Here is a 14,159-nt window from a genome sequence, read left to right on the forward strand (position 1 = left end):
GTCAGTCCTGGAGGACCGGTCCGAGGTCGGCGCGCAGTTCGCGGAGCACGTCCTCGTCGGCTCCGACCGGCACCAGGACCTCGCGGGCCTTGCTGCCGTCGGCCGGGCCGACCAGTCCGCGCTCTTCCAGCGCGTCCAGCAGGACGCCGGCGAGAGCGAACCCGACGCGCAGCTTGCGCTGCAGCATCGACTGCGATCCGAACCGGGTGGTGACCACCAGATCGGCGGCCAACATCAGCAGCTCACCGTCGACTCCTTCGGGCAGCTGCTCGCTGTCCGGGCTGTCCCGGTCGGGGGCGGCGGTGACGTCGGTTGCGGCCGGGGCGTACAGGCCGTGGTCAACCTGCTTGAGGCGGCCGTCGGCGACCAGGTCGGACAGGACGTTGCGGATGGTGCCGGCGGCCGCGTCGACCTGGTCGCGGACCTCCTTGGCCGTCATCTCCCGGTCGACGACCGCGAGGATCTTGTCTTTGACGGTGGTCTTCTTCGGCTTGCGGGCCGCCGGCGGGGGCGGGGTGAACGAGCCGATGAACGCCGCGCCCCCGCCGTCAGCGTCGTCGTCTTCCTTGCCGGTGGGCGGGGGCATCGTCCACTCGTGCCACAGACCGAGCGCGCTGAGGGCCTCGATCTCGCGGTCAGTGAGCGTGTTGATGGCGCCGCTCTCCGGGAAGATCTCGTCGAGTCCGTCGGGGGAGCCGTCGTCGGGCAGGTGCACGTACAGGGTGCGCATCATGGTCGCGTCGGAGCCGGTGACGGTGTGCCCCATGCCCTGCGTGGTCTCCCCTGGGACATCGGTGGCGGTGCCGAGCATGCGGTCCATCAGCGACATGTGCGCGCCGAGCCGGTCGGGAATCGGCGGGAGGTCTGTGTCTGCGGCGAGGCCGCCGGTGGCCTGCCGGGCGGCGATCCCGCCGGTGATGCGCAGGACGACACCGATGCCGCCCTGGACCTGGTCGCGCAGCGAGCTGCTGCCGCCGAGTTTGTCGAGGTTGAGGGACTGCCCGGCGAAGATCACGCCGATGCCGAACTTGCGTCCCTCGCGGGCGAGGACGTCCGTCATCTGCGCGATGTCGTCGCCGAACAGGTCGTCCCCGACGAGGCTGTTGAACTCATCCAGGACCAGCGTCAGGGCCGGGTAGGGGGAGTGCGGGGAGTAGTCGTGGCCGGCTTCCTCGTTCATCTGGCCGCGGATGTCCATCAGGGCGACCGCGGCCTTCAGCAGCCACCAGGTGAAGATCGCGCCGGAGCCCTGCCGGTCGACGTGCCGGCCGACCGCGGACATCTGCGCGTCGGGCCGGGCGGAGGTCACCCAGCTCGCCATCCCGGCCAGCGCCCACGCCGCGCACATCAGCGCCAGCGAGACGGTCTTGCCGGAGCCGGTGACACCGACCAGGAAGCCGTGGAAGGTGCCGGACGCGGAGCGCATGTGGACTTTGGCGTCGGTGCCGTCGTGGGCGGTGCCGATGGTGTAGCGGCCGTAGGCGTCCAGGGTGAGCAGTGCGCGGGTGGCACGGCGGGCCACCCGCAGCGGCGCGGCCTCGTAGAGGGTGACGAGGACTTCGTTGCCGCGGCTTTCGGTGACCAGCCGCATCTCTTCGGCTTTGACGCCGAACGCGGAGCACAGCTGGTCGTAGTTGACGCGGGCGACCTCGCCGGGCTCGACCTGGGCGAGGATCATGCCGCGGGCGGGGAGCTGGCCGCGGGCGGGCTGGCGTTCCACACGGACGATGGTGCTGCCGGGGATAGCGCCGCCGGGCCGGGAGATGAGCGCCGACCAGAGGTCGTCGATGCTGCGGCCGCCTTCCTGGGTGGGGGCGACGGTGAGCCGGATGCGGCCGGGCCCGTGCTCCGTCTCGCGCAGCGACACGGCCAGCGTCGGCACACCGAAGCAGGCGGCGATGGCGTCGGCCTCAATCCGGCCGACGGGCTTGCCCTGCGGAGCGACGATGTCGCAGCTGAAGTCCGGGTGGCTGGCCGACACGATCTGCTGCACATTCTCCAGCCGCGTCTGGGGCGCCACTTCGTGCTGGTCCCACAGCCGCATCACCAGCCCGGCGAACCCGGACGGGTAGACGGTGGTCAGGTCGCCGGGCGGAGTCCAGGTGGAGCGGCTGGCGGGCAGCCAGGCGGACATCAGGGCACCCCATCCGAGGGCGAGGGGGATCTCCCACCAGCTGTTGCCAGGGGCGACGGCGGCCGCGGTGTAGACCGCGCTGCCGGTGAGCGGTCCAAGGAGCCGCTGCCCCGAGCGGATCGCCTTGCGGAAGTCGCCGGCCTTGACGCGCTGGTACAGCCACCAGGTGCTGACACCGCTGATCGCGGCGACGGACGCGTGGGCGGGCAGCAGCTCCATGCTGGGCAGCACCGCGAGGGCGGCGGTGGATGCCCCGTAGGCGGCGAGTTCTGTTTTCGCCCGTGTGGGCATCCTGCGCATCACGGCAGATCAGTCCTTTCCGCATTGAGGGCAACCACGTGGGGGCTGCACCCGGATCGGGTGCAGCCCCCACGAGGTCGTGCGAGTCGTTCGGTCGGGTGCTGGTCAGATGGGCCGGTAGAAGCCGGGCTTGGCCTGTCGGGCCCTCGATGCGGTGGCGGCGGCGTGGATGGGCCCGTACTCCGCCTGGTGGGCGGCCTTGACCTCGATTGCGGCCTGGTGAGTCTGCTCGGCCGAGCTCAGCAGCCGCTTGCAGCCGCCGACGACCTGCCCGAACGCTTCGCCGACCTCGGCGACGGCCGCGACGTGCCGGGCATCGGCCTCCGCGGACGCGCACAACTCCGCGACGACCACCGCCGAATCGGCGTTGACGCGCATCCGCTGCGCGAGCTGCTCGGCGTGCTCGAACAGGCCGGCTGCCGCCTTCTGCAGCGCCGTGAACTTGGTGACGATGGACAGGTAGCCGTTGGCGGCGCCGTCCGCTGCGACGGCAGGGGCAATCTCTCCCATGCGATGTCTCCCCGGTCAGTTCTCGTTGTGGATGCGGGCGCTGGGCGCGGCCAGGCCTGCGTCGAGGGCCGCGGTCTGGGTGGGCCGGTAGTCCCGCTCCATCGCGGTCTCTTCCGCTTCGGCGAGTTCCGCGGCGTTCAACGCGGCCTTGGCCATGCGGTTGGCGTTGACGGCGAGCATCCCGACGCTCTCCATCAGCACGCCCATGGCGCGCACGGTGCGTGCTCCCGTGATGTTGTGGTTGTTGGCCAGGTCGTTGGCCATCACCTCCAGCTCGGCGAACAGGCGCCGGGCCTGCCTGGCCAGGTTCTGGCAGTCGTCGTAGGTCTCCATCCCGGCGGTGGTCAGCAGGGTCAGCGCTTTCACAGCACCGTCCAGGCTGATCTCCGTGGCGTGCCGGCCGACCATGGCGTTCGCGGGCGGGGGCGTCACCTGGATGACGGGCGCCGAGCTGGATGCGGATGGGGGCATAGGGATGGGGTCCTTTCTGCGGGTGGTTCCCGGCCGGGTGCCGGCCGGACGTTGCGGAGCACGCGAAAGGGCGGGCGGGCCCTGCGCGGGCAGTTGTCGGCGAGGTGGGGCGATGGCGTCCGGCTCCCAGCGGCGGGCGTGCGTTCCGGGCGGGTCGACCTGCTCCACCGTGATCGTGATTTCCGGCCCGGAGCTCGTGTCGAACGGCGAGCTACGGGGACCGGCGTAGCGGGGGCCCGGTCCCTTTCCTGCACCGGGACCGGAGGTACCCGAGGGGCCGCCGCCGTTGCCTGAACCGGGCGGGCTGGGCGGGCTGGTCGGGCCGTTGGCGTTGGGGGAGCGGCGTCGGCCGGTGCGGGGGCCTGCCTGGGCCTTCCACCGGTCGCGGCGTTTGGCCCACCGCTCATTGACCGCCTCGAACACAGCCGAGCGGAAGGTGACCCGCCCGTTCGGCGACCAGCCGTCGTTACCGCCCTTGGTACCGGCCGCCCCGCCGTTCCCGGTCTTTCCCGCCGCGTCCGTGGATGCGGGGTTGCGGGCCTGGCGGTTCTTCCACCGGTCCTGCAGCCGGTCACCGGCCGCCTCCCAGAACGTCGGCGCCGTAGCGCCGCCGCCTTTGCCAGACCGGGTCTTCTTCAGCGCATTCTGGATGGCAGCCGCCCGGTCGTGGGCAGCTCCCTTCTGCTGCGACCCGCCGCCGGCGCCTGCTGGGCGAGGGTGTTTGCCCTTGCCCCACCAGTCGGCGACGGCCTGCCGCGGCGAGCGGCGCCCCGCCCCGCCACCACCCTTGCTGCCCCCGGTGCCGCCGCTCGTGCCGCCCGGGCCAGGGCTTCCCTGACCCTTGCCGCTGCCCTTGCCGTTGGCATTGCCGCGGCCGCCGCCGGCCCCCGGGCCGCGACCCCCGCCGCCGAACAGCCCGGCACCTGCCCGGCCGCCCCCGCTGCCGCGTCCCGCCGTGCCGTCCGAACGGCCACGGTGAGCACCGTTTCGGGAGCCGACGCCGAACAAGCCCGCTCCGGAACGGCCTTGGCCAAACCGGCCGGAGGAACCCTGCGGAGAGCCGTTGAACAGCCCTCTGCCGCCACCCCGGGAGCCGCCCGGACCGACGCCGCCGCCCCGTGCGGGGCCGCCGGAGCCCCGTCCGAGCGCGCTGCGGCCGTAGTCACGGCTGGACTGCACGCCCCCGCCACGATGGGCCTTGGCGCGTGCCGCGTCGGCTTCCGCGCCGTGCCGGGTGGCATCGGCGCCGGCCTTCGCGGCCAGCAGCTCCATCTCCCGCTGGTGCGCGGCGGCTTCCGCGCGGCGGGGCCCGGATTCCTGGATCCAGGTCTGCAGCCCCTCGAACGCGGCCAGGGCGATCGCGAGGATCGCGGCCAGCGACAGCGCGCCGGCGCGCGGCGCCCCCGCATCGGGGGGCTGCTCGCCCTCGTTCAGGCCCTCACTGCGCAGCGCCGCCCCCGCCGTCGGGGGCGGCGCGTGGGGTACTTCGGGGGCGTCGAACGCGGAAATTCGAACAGGCCCGGGGTCGGTGACGCTGTCCTCGTCGGTGCCGCCCAGGGTGGGTGCGGGCGGCACGGGCGGGGGCGGCGGGGAGCCGATCCGGGGCAGATGACGCAGGTTGTCCGGGGGCTCGTCGTCGGACACAGGCCCTCCTCTCACGGTGACTGCCGGTGAGGGGGAAGGGGCGCCTCGCACGTGTACACGTACGCGTGGTTGGGAGCCCCGTCAACCCTCATTTCGGCGGTGATGATGATGACGATGACGATTACTGGCAGTGATCCCGGTAGATCCGTTCCAGCTCCGCCGACAGCGCGTTGAACACGCCGTGGTCGCCGGTGCGGCGGGCCTTCTGGATGGCGGAGACCTTCACCAGATCGAGCCAGACGCGGAAGAACTCCTCAGGCCCGCGCTCGCCTTGAGCGCGGGCCTGTTCGAATCGGCTGTTCCAGTGGGCCGCCTTCCTCGGGGACAGCGGCGGCCCTGCCATCAGGCGCCCCGCCGCTGCTGGCCCGGGCCGAAGAAGTCACCCAGCAGCCGGGCCTGGCCCGCCGGTTCGCCCTCCTCCGTGCCGGGGGCGAGACGCTGCAGGGTCTGGTTGGCGCTGTTGTAGGCGGTGACCTGCACGTTCTGCTTACGCTGCGCCTTCTTCAGCGCCTTGTCCTCGCGCCGGCGCAGCACCACGTCGGGCTGGGTCTCCTCGTACGCGGCGACCACGCTGTTGATGGCCTTCGCGGCCCTGCGCATGGCGCGCGCGGTGTCCCGCAGCGGCTTGACCCGCTTACGGGCACGGGACGCTGCCGACAGGCCCCAGGGCAGGTCACCGTCCAGGCGGCGGCCCTTCAGGTCGGCCTGGACGGCGTCGGCGAGAGCGTCGTAGGCCTGCGCGTCGGAGAGCAGGCTGCCGCGGTGCTGGGCCTGCCAGCCCTCCCGCTGCCCGGGCACCGCCAGCGCCTGCACGCCCGTCGTCACGCGGGATGCAATGTCCTTACTCATCAGGGGTTTTCTCCTCAGGTGGGGTGGTGCAGGGATCCGGATCCGGGTGAAAGTGGGGGTGGCGTCACGGCGCCTTCACCGCGTCCCCGAGTTGTCATCAGCAGCTCGGGGGGCCGGTGGAACCGTCGGACGGTCGTTGTGCCAGGTCAGGGCCGGTAGCCGCCTGCCACAAGCTCGGCGGCCTCCTGGCGGTACTCGGAGGCGGTGCCGGGCGAGGTGACCACGAGTTCGCGCTGGATCTCGGCGAGCGGCAGCCGGTCGGCCATGCCGTCGACGGCGAGGATCATCCGGGCGACCTTGCGGACCGCGCGCTGGCGGGGCGTGAGCTTCGCGGCGTCCTCGATTTCGACCGCGCGCCGCTCGATTTCGGCGGCAGCCAGTCGCGTTTCGGCGGCGGCCAGTTCGGTTTCGGCTTCCCGTCGCCGGGCCGCCTGGGTGTTGGCGTCGGCGACCGCGCGCCGCTCTGTTTCCTGCGCCGCGAGTCGCTCGGCTTCGGTGGCGCGGCGGCGCGTTTCGGCAGCAGCCCGCTCTGTTTCGGCAGCAGCCCGGTCAGCTTCGGCAGCACGCTGGCGGGCTTCTGCGATCTCCACCGTCTCGACTGCCTGAGCCTCCGCCACGGCGACCCGGTCGGCCTCCGCCGCGAGCTTCCGCTTCTCGGCTGCCTGGCGCTCCAGTTCGGCCGCTCGGGCGTCCGCAGCGGCCTTCGCCTCGCGCTCCTGGGATGCCTGGCGCTCTGCGGCTGCCTCGCGGGCGCGGGCTTCGGCGATGACGGCCGTCTCCAGTGCCTGCTCTTCCAGCTCTGCGGCGCGCTCCGCGGCACTGGCCTGGGCTCGGGCGTGGGCGCGGGCCTGGGCTGTGGTGCCCTCTACGCGGGCGCGGACGGTCTCCAGCTCGCCGTCGGCCTCCAGCCGCCTGGCTTCGGCCTGCTTCTGCGCGAGCTCCCGGCGCGTCTGCGCGTCCAGGCGCCGGCGCTCCGCCTCCTCCGCCCGAGCCTCCGCCTCGCGTTCCTGCTGCTCAGGCAGCGCGAGCGCCTGAGCGACGGTGTAGCCGTGAGCGGCCATCGTCATCGGCAGCAGCTCATCCTCACTCGCCTTGCTCAAGTCGCCATGCTTCCGCTTGAGCCACTGCTCGTAGGCGGTGAGGTCCTGCTGACGGCGGATCATCTCCGGGTACGACCGGATCCCGTGCAGCCTCATCCGGCGGTAGAAGCGCGGGGTGGCGACCGGGGCAAGGATCCAGCGGTGCAGCGGGATCCGGTCAGCCGCCGTACCCGCTTCGAGCTGCGTTTTCTTGATGAACAGCCTGCGCGCGGCTTCCACGCCGATCACGAAGAGCAGCGGCATGACGCCGTGCGAGGCGGCCCTGACCGGGTCGCCTGCAATGTGGCCCTGCGAACTGGCGTTGAACCAGATCGTCGCGAACGTCATGCCGTGGGCGGCCATCCGCAGCAGCGGCCACGGGGTGTCCTTGCGAATGAGGTACAGGTCCAGCGCGAGGAACACGATGATCGACGCGTCCACGCCGACCGGGAACCAGGGCGCCAAATCCGCACTGAATCCCCAGGTCAATGCCTTCTTCGCCAGGGTGCTGTACGACATCGCGAAGCCGATGGCGCCGATCAGCGGCCCCCCGATCGCAGCGGCGACCGACAGGACGGTCATCAGCCGGTCATGCGCGGGCTTGATCGCGTTCCGCTTCTGTGTCCGCGAAACGTTGGACGCCGCTCCCGAAACGGTCGGCGGCGCGTCCGAAACGGCGGTCGGCGGGCGCGAAACGGGGGTGTCGGGTGCCGCGCGCTGCGGCACTTCAGTGATCGTCACGGGGGCCTCCGGGAGAGGGGGTCAGGGGTGTGCGCGAAACGGCGAGGGCTGCCCGCGAAACGCGGGCGGCTGCTCCCGAAACCGGGGTGGCTGGAGCCGAAACAGCCGACGGCCCGCGGTGCGGGCCGTCGGCTGAGGCGCCGGCGCGAGGGCCCGGTTCAGAAGCGGTTGGGGGCGAGCTGGCGGCCGGTGTCGTGGTCAGCGGTCAGGTGCGCGACGGCCGCGAGCCGGGCCCGCTGCTCGTCGATCGTCTTGACGAGCCGGGCCACGAGCGGGGTGTCGTGCTGGTAGTACGGGGTGGCCCGGTAGGCGCTGACGTGGTCGACCAGCCAGCCCTGGATGTCGACCCCGAGTTCAGCGGCGACGACCGCCAGGTCCACCTCGTCGGACCAGTCGTCGACGGCGCTGTGCTGGTCGTCGACGACGACCGAGAGTTGCTCCGCGATGTCGTCCCAGTCCGCAGCCATCTGCCGGGCGACGCGGTGCGCGTCCAGCAGCCGCAGCACCTGCGAGCGCCACCGGTCGTCGGGGAGCGTCGCGAACTCCGCGAACCGGGACATCATCGTGTCGTGGGCGATCGTCCAGGCCGACCACCGTAAGGCTGCGGTCTCCAGCAGCGGGGCGGCCTGCTCGCGCATCCGGCGCTTGGACCACAGGACGCGGGCCGCGGTGTACTGGTGGCCGATCATCGTGCGCTGCTCGGAGGTGAGCGCAGGATCGCGGTACATCTCCAGCGGCGAGGACGGTTCGCTCTCCCGGCCGGTGAACTCCCGGAAGAGAAAACGCACCTGGTCGGGGCCGTTCTGCTCCACACGCAGGTAGTGCGGGTGGTGGTAACGAGCGGTGCCGGCCGCCAGGAGAGCCGCCGCGTCAACGGGGGCCGGGGCGACCGGGGCCGGGGCGGCGGGGGAGAGGTGCGAGTCATCGAGCGCGTGGGCGAGCGGGATCGTGTGCACCATGTGCTGCTCTCCTTGTTGGAGTGTGGTCCGGGCTGTCCGGCTCCCCTGGACCGCGCACAGGCCGGCCCTCGCATGAAGCGGAGGGCCGGCCTGTGCGGGTCAGGCAACCGACAGAGGTGGCGGTGTCAGTTGAGGCAGGGTCAGCGCCGTTGCTGGCGCTGACCGTTGAGGTAGGCGTCCTGGAGCCGGGTGAACGACTCGTACAGGCGCTGTCCCGTGGGGCAGCGGCTCGTGTCCGTACAGGCGGTGCAGGTACGGGCGTGCTGCCGGTGCGTGGTGTGCGCGTCCTGGTAGCGCCGGTAGAGGTCGTCAGGCATGCGCGGCACCTAGCGCTTGGCGGCGCAGGCGGCGCACGTACCACCGGGCCAGTTGTCGAACCAGCCACTGCACTGATCGCACTGTCCCGCGTTGCGGCACACGTGCAGGCACCGGCGTAACCGGGCGAGCTGGCGCCTCACCGGGTGACCGCCTCACGGACCAGGTGGTCCGAGGCAGTCCACACACTGCCGATCGCGAACGGCTCGCCGTCCGGCCGCAGCACGTCACGGACGATCAGCGCCCACTGCGCGCAGCGGCGGTGGAGGAGACCGCGGGCCCGCTCGGGGTCACGGATGACGGCGAGAACCTCGAACGCCCCGTCCGTGTTCTGGTAGATCGCTCCCGCGCGGCGAGGGCCGATCTGGTCGTCGACCACGCGCCGCAGTGCTTCGACGATCACCGGGTCGCCGGTGGTCTGTGCGGTCCGCGGGTGCGGCCGGCCACCGGACGGGGTGGGCCGGTCCGGTGTCCGCTCGTGCGGGATCGGCCGCCGCGGCAACGGGGGCCGGGAGGTGCTCTCGGCAGGAGTGATCAGAGCTGTCATGCTGGGCATGCAGGTCAGTCCTTTCGCGAGGGACCTGCGACAAAGAACCCCCAGGGGTGCCTCCCTGGGGGTTCGTCGCATTTTGGCCCCGCCGGTAGGGCGGGGAGTGCGTCCTGCGCACTCCGCCGTACGCCGCTCCTGCCGCGAGGGCGGAGCGGTGTGCGACGCGCAGCGCAGGCTGTATCTCAGCTGCTCTGGTCGGTGAGGGTTGTCGTACGAGTAGCCACGGCCCCGGCCTCCCCTCTGTGAGATGGCCGGGGCCGTGGTCGTTCGTCCGGGGCGGTTCAGCGCTTGGGGTGGAGCGTGGTCAGCGGGACCGCGGGGCACTCCGTAGGGGCGTCGCCGGCGGGCGTCGCCCAGCGGTTCTTATCGGTGGCTGCCACGCGGGGCAACACCGCGTCCCAGTCGGCCACGCGCCCGGCCAGTGTGCGCTCCGCACGAGCCCGCAGGGTCCGATCGGTCTGCGGACTGAATGCTTTGGGCAGCACCGTAGTGCTCTGGCGGCTGGAGGCTTCCGTAACGGCGTCGGCCAAGGCCTGGCGCCATTCAGGGATCGTCATGTCCCACTCGATGCGGCGGTTGCTGCTGCGGCAGCGGATCGCATCGGCTTCCTCCGCCTTACCGATGTGGTGCGGGACCAGCTTCTGAACCTTGCTCTGCATGCCGGTGACGGGCACCCAGGTCTTGCAGTCCTCGCAGACGAGAACCGCCTTCAGCGGCTCGCGCAGGTCGATGTGCGAGGGCAGGAGCTGGGAGAGCTTGAGGGCAGGGCGGCTACTGGCCCGCTTCGTACGGGTCCGGCGGGGTCGTTCCTTGGCGGTGGGCATCGCGGACGTGATGGTCATGCGGGATCTCCTTGCGTGCGGAGGGGTTTGGGCTGCGTCGCGGTGCTCTCTCCGCCCGCCAGGCGCACGGGAAGCCCGGCGGCCTGGAGGACGGACAGCGCATCAGCGCTGCGACGTGCACGCAGATCAGTCGAGACACCCGGGGGATTTGGTGGAGCCATCAACCCCGGCCCCCTCTTGCGAGGCGGACGACTTCCTGCGGTCTTGCGGTGGTGCTGGTGCATTTGTTGGTCGCCCAAAACCTTGAGGTGCGGGGCCAACACACTGAACGGTAGTAGCACTACAAGTGCGAGTCAACAGTCTAAGTGCTACCTAGCACTAGGGCTTTGGATGTGAGAATGTGTCCATGACTACGCGACATGAAGATGGAGGGGCCCTGTGTCCACCGGATTTGCACTGACAGTGCGGTTCTCCTTGCGAGACACCGAGGCTGCCCAGCAGTTCGACGCCCTGGTGGCCAGGACCGCGGAAGGGATCCGTACGGAACCCGGCACCCTCGTCTACGTGGCGCACACGCCCGTAGACGAGCCACTCGTGCGCGTCTTCTACGAGCTCTACGCCGATCGTGATGCCTTCCAGGCCCATGAGGAGCAGGCCCACACGCGACACTTCCTTGAGACGCGCGAGCAGTTCCTGACCAGCACCGACGTGGTGTTCCTGAACGAGCTGGAGGAGCTCAGCAAGCGCCCTGGAACGGAGGGGCCATGAAGCCAACGGGCAAGGACGTCGATCCACAAGATCGAGTCTTTGGCCAGCGCGTCCAGAAGCTCCGCAAGGAACAACGGCGCACCCAGGCCGAGTTCGCGGCTGCTCTCGGAAAGACGAGCAGCTGGATGTCTCAAGTCGAGCGGGGTATCCAGCCCGTCCAGCGCATGGACCTGCTGCAACAGATCGCCGATGAACTGGGTGTGTCTGTACAGCAGTTGCGCCCGAGCGTCGCCGACGGAAGCGGACCATCACAGCACCCCGCCCCGCTGTCGCTGTCCAACGACTTGGACGAGACGCGGAGACTGATCTCCGGTCACCCGGCACTTCGCGCCTTGCTGGCCAGCCCCGGCACCGAGGGCGCAAGATCCGTCGAGGCGCTGCGCAAAGACGTTGACGACCTCTGGGAGCTGACACACGCGGCACGAATGGCGCAGGTCAGCGTCCTGGCTGTAGAGCTGCTCCCTGAGCTTGAACGGACCGCCCGCATGGCGCCGGACGAGACTCGATCGGAGCTGTTCCTGCTGCTCTCCCGGACGTACCAGGCCCTTTCGGCGGCGTTCGTTCGGCAGGATGAAGCAGACGCTGCATGGGTTGCCGCCGATCGTGCGATCTTCGCCGCCGAACGGTCCGGCGACCCGCTGCACGTCTGCGCTGGCGTTTTCCGGATGACGCAGGCGTTTGTACGGTTGCGCAGCCTCGGCCAGGCCGAACACGCGGCTCGGACCGCTATCGACGCCTTGGAAGAGCAGGGGGGCAGGTCGCCGCAGGCTCTGTCCGTCCTCGGTTCGCTCCATCTGGCCCTCGCGCTCGTTCACGCGCGAGCCAGCGCTCGGGCCGAAGCCAAGGAGGAGATCGCCAAGGCCCGCGCTATCGCGGCGCAGCTTGGCGAGAACCGGAACGACTTCAACCTGGAGTTCGGGCCGGTCAACGTAGAGATCCAGGCCGTCAGCACTGCTGTTGACCTCGGCGACGCAGGTGAGGCCCTCGATATCGGCCTCGCCATCGACGCTGAGGGTCTGTCGCCCGAACGGCAGGGACGGTTGCTGATGGACCTGGGGCGAGCTCACGCGCAGAGGCGGCACGGAGGCGAAGCCCTCGACTGCCTGCTGCGCGCTGAGGCCGTCGCGCCGGAAACTATCCAGACGCACCAGGCTGCTCGGGCAGCCATCCGCGAGCTGGTGCTGGTCGCCGGCGCGAACGCATCGCGTGATCTGCTGGAGCTCGCCGAACGGGCTGATGCACTTGACTAACCCGACGCTGCACCGACCTGCGCCCTGACGATCGATATCCACTGATCTGCCTCCCACCCGTTTCCTCGTGTGGGGGCCATCACACCGGCCGTAACAGCGGCACAGAATCACAGCGGCTTGTCGAAGCCTGTACACGGGCTCGTTCACACGTTTTCAACATCCGCGTACACATGGGATTTCGGGCTTCGGCCATAGGGTCCGGGATCATGGCGACTACGGAGGCAAGCGGCGTGGGGAAGCACCTGGGGTGGAGGCCCGAGCGGCTGCGGGAGCAGCGGGAGGCTCACGGGCTGACGCTTGAGCAGGCCGGCGAGCAGCTACGAGCTCTCGCGGAGCAGGCCAAGCTCAAGGGCATCCCGGCGGCGAATCCACAGACGCTGTGGCAGCACGAGCAGGGTGAGGTCTACCCGGGACCGCACTACCGCCGGGCGTACTGCCTGCTGTACCGGGCGACCGACCCCGAGCTGGGATTCCGCAACGCCCTGCCGGGCGAGGACACCCAGTTCAAGCTGACGCCGATGGACGACCAGCGCAACGGCTCGCACGTCTTGGCCGTGGAGCGCGCGCTGTTGCAGATAGGGGGCACCGCTGAGGCGGATCCTCTGAGGCTGCAGCAGCGGATCCTGGATGCCTGGAAGCGTCGCCACACCGGCGGTGACCCGCACCGCCCCTCGGTGGTGCTGGTCGGCGGGTTCGCCGGCAGTGGGAAAACCGAGTTCGCGAGGTTCCTTACCCAGCTCACCGGGTGGCCACTGCTGGACAAGGATCCGCTGACCCGGCCTCTCGTGGAGCAGCTGCTGGTCGCGCTCGGAGGCGATGCGAACGACCGGCATACCGATCTGTACCGCGAGCGCGTGCGGCCGGTGGAGTACGACTGCCTGATGCAGGCCGCCTACGCCAACATCAACTGCGGGATCAGCACGGTGCTGACTGCGCCGTTCATAGGGGAGATGACTTCCGAGGCGTGGATGAACCGGCTGATCAACAAGTGCAACGCCCTGGGCGTGGACGTGTCGCCGGTCTGGGTGCAGTGCGACGCGGAGTCCATGCGGGAGTACATCGGCTTCCGATCGGCCGCGCGCGATGCGTGGAAGCTCCAGCGCTGGGATGAGTACATGGCGACCGTCAACCTGGAGCTGCGCCCGGTCGTGCCACACCTGGTCGTCGACAACAGGCTGGGCACAGCGATTTCGCTGGCCGACCAGGCTCGGCACGCCCTCAGGGCGGTGCACGGATGAGCAGTAAGAAGCTGGGCGTCATCCTGTACGGGCCGCCGGCCTCAGGTAAGGACACCGTCGCGCAGGCCCTAAGCGAACTCGATGCAAGGTACGGCCAGTTCGCGCGTCTCAAGGTCGGCTCGGGCCGGACCACCAGGTACCGAATGGGCACGGCGGAGCAGCTGCACGACCTAGAGGCCGCAGGCGCCGCCATCTACACGAACAGCCGGTACGGCAACACGTACGTCATCGACCGACCGGGGATGGACTCCGCGTTCGAGGCCGGGGTGCCAGTGGTGCACCTGGGCCAGATCGACGGCATCCGCGCCCTGGTCGACGGCTACACGGCCGACTGGGCGGTGGTGCTGCTGTGGTGCTCGCAGGAGGTGACCGCGCAGCGGTCCGCTGGTCGCGGCGACAGTGACACCACGGCCCGGCTCGCAGCGTGGCAGGCGACCCGCGAAGACCTTGACGCGCACCCGGACATGCGATGGGACCTCACAGTGGACACCGAGGCCACGGCAGCGGAGGAGTCGGCACGGCTCATCGACCAGCTGCTGCACGCGCGGGCGGGAGTGACGACGGCATGA

General features: G+C 70.5%; 14 protein-coding genes. 4 read left to right on the top strand and 10 right to left on the bottom strand.

The features are described 5' to 3' along the window. Nucleotide 1: 1 nt before the first annotated feature. From GTY58_RS39020 to GTY58_RS39060, 10 genes are all read right to left on the bottom strand, one after another. Entirely contained in the window at nucleotides 2-2,434 is a 2,433-nt protein-coding gene (locus GTY58_RS39020; protein ID WP_037652619.1) for a DNA translocase FtsK, read from the bottom strand. Between the two features lie 105 nt (nucleotides 2,435-2,539). After that, a complete protein-coding gene (locus GTY58_RS39025) occupies nucleotides 2,540-2,944 on the bottom strand; it encodes a hypothetical protein (RefSeq protein WP_010988916.1) in 405 nt (134 codons plus the stop codon). 15 nt (nucleotides 2,945-2,959) lie between these two features. After that, nucleotides 2,960-5,059, bottom strand: coding sequence for a hypothetical protein (locus GTY58_RS39030; protein ID WP_037652621.1), 2,100 nt, complete (start codon nucleotides 5,057-5,059; stop codon nucleotides 2,960-2,962). Between the two features lie 121 nt (nucleotides 5,060-5,180). Further along, nucleotides 5,181-5,402: a hypothetical protein gene (locus GTY58_RS39035; RefSeq protein WP_010988918.1), complete on the bottom strand. Its 222-nt coding sequence runs from the start codon at nucleotides 5,400-5,402 to the stop codon at nucleotides 5,181-5,183. Then, on the bottom strand, nucleotides 5,402-5,908 hold the full coding sequence (locus GTY58_RS39040; RefSeq protein WP_010988919.1) for a hypothetical protein: 507 nt from the start codon (nucleotides 5,906-5,908) through the stop codon (nucleotides 5,402-5,404). Before GTY58_RS39040 ends, GTY58_RS39035 begins: the two co-directional genes overlap by 1 nt. A gap of 146 nt (nucleotides 5,909-6,054) precedes the next feature. Further along, nucleotides 6,055-7,728, bottom strand: a complete 1,674-nt coding sequence (locus GTY58_RS39045) for a DUF2637 domain-containing protein (RefSeq protein ID WP_010988920.1) — start codon at nucleotides 7,726-7,728, stop codon at nucleotides 6,055-6,057. Nucleotides 7,729-7,886: 158 nt separating this feature from the next. Then, nucleotides 7,887-8,687 (bottom strand): hypothetical protein, encoded by an 801-nt coding sequence (locus tag GTY58_RS39050; RefSeq protein ID WP_010988921.1) that lies wholly within the window; start codon nucleotides 8,685-8,687, stop codon nucleotides 7,887-7,889. 140 nt (nucleotides 8,688-8,827) lie between these two features. After that, a complete protein-coding gene (locus GTY58_RS39950) occupies nucleotides 8,828-9,004 on the bottom strand; it encodes a hypothetical protein (RefSeq protein WP_010988922.1) in 177 nt (58 codons plus the stop codon). A 137-nt stretch (nucleotides 9,005-9,141) separates the two neighbouring features. Further along, complete coding sequence (locus GTY58_RS41165; RefSeq protein ID WP_237528953.1) at nucleotides 9,142-9,558, bottom strand: hypothetical protein; 417 nt, start codon at nucleotides 9,556-9,558, stop codon at nucleotides 9,142-9,144. Between the two features lie 275 nt (nucleotides 9,559-9,833). Then, complete coding sequence (locus tag GTY58_RS39060; RefSeq protein ID WP_010988924.1) at nucleotides 9,834-10,394, bottom strand: hypothetical protein; 561 nt, start codon at nucleotides 10,392-10,394, stop codon at nucleotides 9,834-9,836. A gap of 378 nt (nucleotides 10,395-10,772) precedes the next feature. Between GTY58_RS39060 and GTY58_RS39065 the strand changes: the two genes are divergently transcribed. The 4 genes from GTY58_RS39065 to GTY58_RS39080 all read left to right on the top strand — a co-directional run bounded on the left by GTY58_RS39065 (nucleotide 10,773) and on the right by GTY58_RS39080 (nucleotide 14,159). Continuing rightward, nucleotides 10,773-11,102, top strand: coding sequence for an antibiotic biosynthesis monooxygenase (locus GTY58_RS39065; protein ID WP_010988925.1), 330 nt, complete (start codon nucleotides 10,773-10,775; stop codon nucleotides 11,100-11,102). Then, nucleotides 11,099-12,352, top strand: a complete 1,254-nt coding sequence (locus GTY58_RS39070) for a helix-turn-helix transcriptional regulator (RefSeq protein ID WP_010988926.1) — start codon at nucleotides 11,099-11,101, stop codon at nucleotides 12,350-12,352. Before GTY58_RS39065 ends, GTY58_RS39070 begins: the two co-directional genes overlap by 4 nt. 206 nt (nucleotides 12,353-12,558) lie before the next feature. After that, nucleotides 12,559-13,590 (top strand): AAA family ATPase, encoded by a 1,032-nt coding sequence (locus GTY58_RS39075; RefSeq protein ID WP_037652624.1) that lies wholly within the window; start codon nucleotides 12,559-12,561, stop codon nucleotides 13,588-13,590. Continuing rightward, nucleotides 13,587-14,159, top strand: coding sequence for an AAA family ATPase (locus tag GTY58_RS39080; protein WP_010988928.1), 573 nt, complete (start codon nucleotides 13,587-13,589; stop codon nucleotides 14,157-14,159). The genes GTY58_RS39075 and GTY58_RS39080 overlap by 4 nt, the downstream gene beginning before the upstream one ends.

It is taken from the genome of Streptomyces sp. SID5469 (assembly GCF_009862865.1).
Lineage (GTDB): Bacteria > Actinomycetota > Actinomycetes > Streptomycetales > Streptomycetaceae > Streptomyces > Streptomyces avermitilis.

What these genes read in the sequence shown, in the direction of transcription:
- GTY58_RS39070 (WP_010988926.1), top strand. Translation starts at nt 11,099, where the DNA reads ATGAAGCCAACGGGCAAGGACGTCGATCCACAAGATCGAGTCTTTGGC.
- GTY58_RS39020 (WP_037652619.1), bottom strand. Translation starts at nt 2,434, where the DNA reads ATGCGCAGGATGCCCACACGGGCGAAAACAGAACTCGCCGCCTACGGG.
- GTY58_RS39080 (WP_010988928.1), top strand. Translation starts at nt 13,587, where the DNA reads ATGAGCAGTAAGAAGCTGGGCGTCATCCTGTACGGGCCGCCGGCCTCA.
- GTY58_RS39050 (WP_010988921.1), bottom strand. Translation starts at nt 8,687, where the DNA reads ATGGTGCACACGATCCCGCTCGCCCACGCGCTCGATGACTCGCACCTC.
- GTY58_RS39035 (WP_010988918.1), bottom strand. Translation starts at nt 5,402, where the DNA reads ATGGCAGGGCCGCCGCTGTCCCCGAGGAAGGCGGCCCACTGGAACAGC.
- GTY58_RS39060 (WP_010988924.1), bottom strand. Translation starts at nt 10,394, where the DNA reads ATGACCATCACGTCCGCGATGCCCACCGCCAAGGAACGACCCCGCCGG.
- GTY58_RS39025 (WP_010988916.1), bottom strand. Translation starts at nt 2,944, where the DNA reads ATGGGAGAGATTGCCCCTGCCGTCGCAGCGGACGGCGCCGCCAACGGC.
- GTY58_RS39950 (WP_010988922.1), bottom strand. Translation starts at nt 9,004, where the DNA reads ATGCCTGACGACCTCTACCGGCGCTACCAGGACGCGCACACCACGCAC.
- GTY58_RS39040 (WP_010988919.1), bottom strand. Translation starts at nt 5,908, where the DNA reads ATGAGTAAGGACATTGCATCCCGCGTGACGACGGGCGTGCAGGCGCTG.
- GTY58_RS41165 (WP_237528953.1), bottom strand. Translation starts at nt 9,558, where the DNA reads ATGCCCAGCATGACAGCTCTGATCACTCCTGCCGAGAGCACCTCCCGG.
- GTY58_RS39075 (WP_037652624.1), top strand. Translation starts at nt 12,559, where the DNA reads ATGGCGACTACGGAGGCAAGCGGCGTGGGGAAGCACCTGGGGTGGAGG.